Source organism: Streptomyces sp. NPDC090499, from assembly GCF_044769305.1.
GTDB lineage: Bacteria > Actinomycetota > Actinomycetes > Streptomycetales > Streptomycetaceae > Streptomyces.
The window spans coordinates 62121-68167 of record NZ_JBIVXP010000007.1; the positions used below are offsets into that span (position 1 = coordinate 62121).

Annotated in this window: 8 protein-coding genes; 7 read left to right on the forward strand and 1 reads right to left on the reverse strand. The window is 70.8% G+C overall.

Features of this window, described 5'->3' with window-relative positions; genetic code table 11:
- Positions 1 to 102 precede the first annotated feature (102 nt).
- On the reverse strand, positions 103 to 891 hold the full coding sequence (locus tag ACIQVL_RS25535) for a response regulator transcription factor (RefSeq protein ID WP_403426385.1): 789 nt from the start codon (positions 889 to 891) through the stop codon (positions 103 to 105).
- A gap of 179 nt (positions 892 to 1070) precedes the next feature.
- On the opposite strand from ACIQVL_RS25535, the gene ACIQVL_RS25540 reads away from it, so the two are divergent.
- From ACIQVL_RS25540 to ACIQVL_RS25570, 7 genes are all read left to right on the forward strand, one after another.
- On the forward strand, positions 1071 to 1907 hold the full coding sequence (locus ACIQVL_RS25540) for an alpha/beta hydrolase (RefSeq protein WP_403426386.1): 837 nt from the start codon (positions 1071 to 1073) through the stop codon (positions 1905 to 1907).
- 53 nt (positions 1908 to 1960) lie between these two features.
- Positions 1961 to 2215, forward strand: coding sequence for a MoaD/ThiS family protein (locus ACIQVL_RS25545; RefSeq protein ID WP_403426388.1), 255 nt, complete (start codon positions 1961 to 1963; stop codon positions 2213 to 2215).
- Positions 2216 to 2224: 9 nt separating this feature from the next.
- Positions 2225 to 3367: a hypothetical protein gene (locus ACIQVL_RS25550; RefSeq protein WP_403476435.1), complete on the forward strand. Its 1143-nt coding sequence runs from the start codon at positions 2225 to 2227 to the stop codon at positions 3365 to 3367.
- Positions 3368 to 3634: 267 nt separating this feature from the next.
- Entirely contained in the window at positions 3635 to 4372 is a 738-nt protein-coding gene (locus ACIQVL_RS25555; protein ID WP_403476436.1) for a DUF2993 domain-containing protein, read from the forward strand.
- A 201-nt stretch (positions 4373 to 4573) separates the two neighbouring features.
- Positions 4574 to 4654, forward strand: a complete 81-nt coding sequence (locus ACIQVL_RS25560; protein ID WP_350751515.1) for an Ms5788A family Cys-rich leader peptide — start codon at positions 4574 to 4576, stop codon at positions 4652 to 4654.
- Between the two features lie 121 nt (positions 4655 to 4775).
- Positions 4776 to 5615, forward strand: coding sequence for a sulfurtransferase (locus ACIQVL_RS25565; RefSeq protein ID WP_403426394.1), 840 nt, complete (start codon positions 4776 to 4778; stop codon positions 5613 to 5615).
- A 60-nt stretch (positions 5616 to 5675) separates the two neighbouring features.
- A complete protein-coding gene (locus ACIQVL_RS25570) occupies positions 5676 to 5963 on the forward strand; it encodes a DUF1416 domain-containing protein (protein WP_093501297.1) in 288 nt (95 codons plus the stop codon).
- Positions 5964 to 6047 lie beyond the last annotated feature (84 nt).

Here is a 6047-nt window from a genome sequence, read left to right on the forward strand (position 1 = left end):
GAGTCTACGCGGATGGACCCGCTCTGGGCAGGGCGAATCGGAGCTTCGCTTGCGTAAGCAATGCCCTGTCCGGGCGACGGCCATGCCTCGCCCGGACAGCGACTACGCCTCCGCCGGTACCTCGACCGCGTCCAGGGCCGCCGATGCGTCCGCATCCTCCGGCTTTGGCCGCTCCGCGTGCGCCTTGGCCGCGTCCACGGCCCGCTCGCCACGCTCGCCCTTCTCCGGCGTAACGAATCGATAACCGACGTTCCGGACGGTTCCGATCAAGGACTCGTGCTCCACGCCGAGCTTGGCGCGCAGCCTCCGTACGTGGACGTCGACGGTCCGGGTGCCGCCGAAGTAGTCGTAGCCCCAGACCTCCTGGAGCAGCTGTGCACGAGTGAACACCCGGCCGGGGTGCTGGGCGAGGTACTTGAGCAGCTCGAACTCCTTGAAGGTGAGGTCGAGGACCCGTCCCTTCAGCTTCGCGCTGTACGTCGCCTCGTCGACCGACAGGTCGCCGTTGCGGATCTCCATGGGGGAGTCGTCGGCGACGATCTGCTGCCGGCCCATGGCCAGCCGCAGCCGGGCCTCGACCTCGGCGGGGCCCGCGGTGTCGAGGAGGACGTCGTCGATGCCCCAGTCGGCGGTGACGGCGGCGAGGCCGCCCTCCGTGACGACGAGGATGAGGGGGCAGCCGGGGCCGGTGGAACGGAGCAGCTGGCAGAGGCTGCGGACCTGCGGGAGGTCACGGCGGCCGTCGATCAGGATGACGTCGGCACCCGGGGTGTCGACGAGGGCGGGCCCTTCCGCCGGGGCGACCCGCACGTTGTGCAGGAGCAGGCCGAGAGCCGGCAGCACCTCCGTCGACGGCTGGAGGGCGTTGGTCAGGAGCAGCAGAGAACTCATACGTCTGGTTCCTCCTCGGTCCCTGCGAGGACTGTGTGCAACGACACTGCGCTGCGCTCCCGATGTTCCGTACACCGCGGGTCACCTGGAGTTTCCCGCTTCGTATACAGCCCTTCCGAAAGCACAAAAGGACCCGGTGGCGGCGCTGCCCGAGTCCTCTGCCCAGCAGAATAGCCCACATGAGCATCGGTCCGGCAGGTCATGTGGCACGTTCCGCCGTTCGTCCGACATATGAGACGAGCAGAAACGCCTCTATGCGGACGTTTCTGCGCACGGACGACGGAGTTTCCATCGATTCCGTATACGATCCCGCCTCCGCCGTATACGACGGCTCCCGGCCACCTTCCCGTGACCTGGTGTTCGTCATGGCCCACGGTTTCACGGGAGACGTGGACCGGCCACACGTACGACGGGTGGTGGCCGCCCTGACCGATTACGCGCCGGTGGTCAGCTTCTCCTTCCGCGGCCACGGCCGGTCCGCCGGCCGCACCACCGTCGGCGACCGCGAGGTCCTCGACCTGGCGGCGGCGGTGGCCTGGGCCCGCGACCTCGGCCACGCCCGCGTCGTCACCGTCGGCTTCTCGATGGGCGGCTCGGTGGTCCTGCGGCACGCGGCGCTGCACGCCGGTGTGGACGCGGTCGTCTCCGTGTCGTCCCCCGCCCGCTGGTACTACCGCGGCACCGCCCCCATGCGCCGCGTCCACTGGCTGGTCACCAGGCCGGAGGGACGGCTGGTCGGCCGCTACGGCTTCCGCACCCGTATCCACTACCGCGACTGGGACCCGGTGCCGGTCTCCCCGGTGGAGGCGGTGCCGAAGATCGCCCCGACCCCGCTGCTGATCGTGCACGGCGACAGCGACGGCTACTTCCCGGTCGACCACCCCCGGATGCTGGCCGACGCCGCAGGTGGCGCCGCCGAGCTCTGGCTGGAGCCCGGCATGGGCCACGCCGAACACGCGGCGAGCGACCTGCTGCTGGCCAGGATCGGCGACTGGGCCGCATCCCGGGCGGGCTAGCCTGACCCAGTACACAGCCGACTGATGAACTTCCGAGTCTCTTGAGGAACCGCATGCCCAAGGTCACGGTGCGCTACTGGGCCGCCGCGAAGGCCGCGGCCGGCGTCGCCGAGGAGCCGTACGACGCGGACACCCTCGCCGAGGCGCTGGCCGCGGTGCGTACGCGACACCCCGGGGAACTGGCGCGCGTCCTGCGGCGATGCTCCTTCCTCATCGACGGTGACCCCGTGGGCACGCGCGGACATGAGACGGTACGGCTGGCCGAGGGCGGCACGGTCGAGGTGCTCCCGCCGTTCGCAGGAGGGTGAGCGAGAGCGATGACCAACCAGCCGTACGAGCCGTACGAGGGCTACGACCCCTACCAGCAGCCACCACAGCAGCCACAGCAGTCGCAGCAGCCTGCGCAGCCGCAGTGGGGGTACGACGAGCAGCAGTACGCCACCCAGCAGTGGCAGGGCCAGACCTGGGAGACGCAGACGCACACCCCGGTGCAGGCCGCGGCCGCTCCGGCGCCGATGGCGGCGGCCCCGGCCCCGGAGACGGCGTACCTGCCACCGCAGTCGTACGAACGCCCGTACACCACCGAGCAGCCGCAGCCCCAGCAGCCGCAGGCGCAGGCGTACAGCGCGCCTTCGGCCCCTGCTCCCGCCCCCGGCCCCACCCCCGCCGAACCCGACGCGGGCTACGGCCCCGCCACCCTCGCCGGCAACGCGCGCATCACGGACGCCCAGCGGGCCCGCCTGGAGGGCCGCTCGCCGATCATCGAGCCCGGTATGCAGCCCGCCCTGCTCACGGCACTGCTGGGCCTGCTGCTCGCGGTGGCGGCGCCGATGTCGTCGTACGCCCTCGTCGTCCCCCTGGTGATCCTCCAGGCCGTGACGGCGGCGGGCTGGTTCCGGCTGAACGGCATGTGGCCGGCCCGGCAGGGCATCGCGCTCGCCTTCCTGGGCGGGGTCACGGCGGACGTGGCGGTCCTGGTGGCCGGCCGCGACCAGGCGCCGGCGGCGATCCTCGGCCCGCTGGGCATCTGGGTCCTGCTCACCCTCGTCCTCCAGCTCCGCTCGCACGCGGACCCCGACACCCGGATGTACGGCCTGATGGCCACGGTCGCCTCCTCCGCACTGGCGATCATCGCGACGGGGTACCTGGGCGCGGACCCCGACGCGGTATCGGTCGGCGCGGCCGCGGTCGCGGTGGCCGTCCTCGCCCGGGCGCTGCCCCTGCCGACCCCGGCCTCGGTGGTCGTCTCCCTGCTGGCCGCGGCCGGCGCCGGCATCGCGGTGGGCGGCATGACGGGTCTGGGCGCGAAGGGCGCCCTGATCGGCGCGTCGGCCGCGGTCTGCGCCCTCATCGGCCACCGCGCGGCGAGCTACGACTACCCGTCGAGGTTCGTCCACTTCACCGCCGGCGTCGCCCTCCCCCTGACGGCAGCGGCCCCGCTGGTGTGGATCCTCCACTAGCTTTTCCTGCCCACCCACCCGACTCGGCCGGCAGCAGGGCGAGGTCGCGCCACGTAAGGGGCGCGGGGAACTGCGCGACCAGCCCCCACCGGCGCGCACGCGGACCACGCACCGGCTCCCCCCGATGCGGGGGCCTGGGGACGGCAGCCCCCGGCACCACCAGTGCCCCCAGTGTCACAGCTGCTCGACAATTCCGCGTCGGCCCGCCCCCGCGGGGTTAGCGTGGCGGCACCGACGTGAGCAGCGACCCCGGGGGAAACCGACCACATGCGTGCACTGCGAATCCTTCTGATAACCGTCGTAGTACTCGGCGTCCTCTTCGTGATCGTCGACCGCGTCGCCGTGCACTTCGCCCAGGGTGAGGCCGCAGGCAAGCTGAAGACGACGGAGGGCCTCGCGAGCACCCCCGACGTCTCCATCAAGGGCTTCCCGTTCCTCACCCAGGTCGCGAGCGGCACCCTCGACGACGTGCACGTCGGCATCAAGGACTACGACGCCACCACCGGCACCACCGGCAAGACCATCCGCATCGAGGACCTGAACGCCGACATGAAGGACGTCACCTTCACCGGCGACTACAGCTCCGCCACCGCGCAGACCGCGACCGGCACCGCGTCCATCTCCTACGCCGAGCTGCTGAAGGACGCCCAGACCGAACCCACCGACCTCGGCCTCGGCTTCACCGGCCAGGTCGTCGGTCTCGCCTACGGCGGCAACGGCAAGATCAAGGTCGCCGTCGACGTCACCGTCCCCGGCGTCAGCGCCCACCAGAAGGTGACCGTCCTCAGTTCGGTCACCGTCAAGGACAACACCGTGCAGGTGCGCGCCGACAACCTCCCCAAGCTCGCCGGTGTCGGCCTCGCGGAGGACCGCCTCCGGCAGGCCTCCGACTTCCAGCAGGCGATCGACCGGCTCCCCGGCGGCATCAAGCTGGACAAGGTGGAGGCGCAGAAGGACGGTGTGGAGATCGCGGTGAAGGGTTCGAACGTCCTGCTGGCCGGGTAAGAGGCGGCACGGCGGCCACCGGCGCCGTTCCACCACGCGAGACGGCCGCGTCCGTACAGTAGATGTGGTGACCGATACAGGCACCCGGCCGCCCCGGAACCACGCCTCGGACCCTGCCGTCGTCCCACAATTCGGACGATCGCGTCTCACCATACGACATGCCGGTGACATGCCCGGTTATCCGTCCCTACGATCGAGCCCATGAAGCGTCAGGCGGATCTCACGAAGCGGCGGGCAGTCGACCTGTGCCGCGTCGCCGCCATGCTCTGTCGCCCCTTCTGACGGCGGAGGCCGCGCCGCCTCCGCATCCCCCCTGCCCTCCCCGCCGAGGGCATCCGTGCGCTCTGACGCGCACCCACCGCACTCGCACGCCCCGCCGCATCTGCCCCGGAGGAGAAAGAGCATGAGCCGCAGCGACGTCCTGGTCGACGCCGACTGGGTCCAGGACAACCTGGACAACCCCGAGATCGCGATCGTCGAGGTGGACGAGGACACGTCCGCCTACGAGAAGAACCACATCCGAGGCGCGATCCGCATCGACTGGACCAAGGACCTGCAGGACCCGGTCCGCCGCGACTTCATCGACCAGGACGGCTTCGAGAAGCTCCTGTCGGCGAAGGGCATCGCCAACGACACGCTGGTGATCCTCTACGGCGGCAACAACAACTGGTTCGCGTCCTACGCCTACTGGTACTTCAAGCTCTACGGCCACGAGAACGTCAAGCTCCTCGACGGCGGCCGCAAGAAGTGGGAGCTGGACGCCCGCGAGCTGGTCGAGGAGGTTCCGGAGCGCACCGAGACCACCTACAGGGCCAAGCCGCAGAACACCGCCATCCGCGCCTTCCGCGACGACGTCGTGGCGGCCATCGGCTCGCAGAACCTCGTCGACGTGCGCTCCCCCGACGAGTTCAGCGGCAAGCTGCTCGCCCCGGCCCACCTGCCGCAGGAGCAGTCGCAGCGTCCGGGCCACGTCCCGTCCGCCCGCAACATCCCGTGGTCGAAGAACGCCAACGACGACGGCACCTTCAAGTCGGACGACGAGCTCAAGGAGCTCTACGCCGAGGAGCAGGTCGACCTCGCCAAGGACACCATCGCGTACTGCCGTATCGGCGAGCGCTCGGCCCTGACCTGGTTCGTCCTGCACGAGCTGCTCGGTGTCGAGAACGTCAAGAACTACGACGGCTCCTGGACCGAGTACGGCAGCCTCGTCGGCGTCCCGATCGAGCTCGGCGCCAACAAGTAGGACCCCGCAGACCCCGCAAGACCCCTCAGACCGACCGTTCAAGACCTCTGGAGTATCAGCATGTGTGGAGCGAAGGCCGGCGGCCCGGACCCCTCGACGATCAAGCCCGGTGAGACCACGATCCAGGGTCAGGTGACGAAGGACGGCGAGCCCGTGGTGGGCTACGTCCGCCTGCTCGACTCGACCGGCGAGTTCACCGCGGAGGTCCCCACCTCCGCCACCGGACAGTTCCGCTTCTACGCGGCGGAGGGCACCTGGACCGTCCGCGCCCTCGTCCCCGGCGCCACCGCCGACCGCACGGTCGTCGCCCAGCAGGGCGGCCTGGCCGAGGTCGCCATCGCGGTCTGAGCACACCCGCAAGGGCCGCACCTCCCGGATCACCCTCCGGAAGGTGCGGCCCTTCGCCGTTCCCGCACCGCGGACCCGCGCCCG

What these genes read in the sequence shown, in the direction of transcription:
- ACIQVL_RS25535 (WP_403426385.1), bottom strand. Translation starts at nt 891, where the DNA reads ATGAGTTCTCTGCTGCTCCTGACCAACGCCCTCCAGCCGTCGACGGAG.
- ACIQVL_RS25540 (WP_403426386.1), top strand. Translation starts at nt 1,071, where the DNA reads ATGAGCATCGGTCCGGCAGGTCATGTGGCACGTTCCGCCGTTCGTCCG.
- ACIQVL_RS25545 (WP_403426388.1), top strand. Translation starts at nt 1,961, where the DNA reads ATGCCCAAGGTCACGGTGCGCTACTGGGCCGCCGCGAAGGCCGCGGCC.
- ACIQVL_RS25550 (WP_403476435.1), top strand. Translation starts at nt 2,225, where the DNA reads ATGACCAACCAGCCGTACGAGCCGTACGAGGGCTACGACCCCTACCAG.
- ACIQVL_RS25555 (WP_403476436.1), top strand. Translation starts at nt 3,635, where the DNA reads ATGCGTGCACTGCGAATCCTTCTGATAACCGTCGTAGTACTCGGCGTC.
- ACIQVL_RS25560 (WP_350751515.1), top strand. Translation starts at nt 4,574, where the DNA reads ATGAAGCGTCAGGCGGATCTCACGAAGCGGCGGGCAGTCGACCTGTGC.
- ACIQVL_RS25565 (WP_403426394.1), top strand. Translation starts at nt 4,776, where the DNA reads ATGAGCCGCAGCGACGTCCTGGTCGACGCCGACTGGGTCCAGGACAAC.
- ACIQVL_RS25570 (WP_093501297.1), top strand. Translation starts at nt 5,676, where the DNA reads ATGTGTGGAGCGAAGGCCGGCGGCCCGGACCCCTCGACGATCAAGCCC.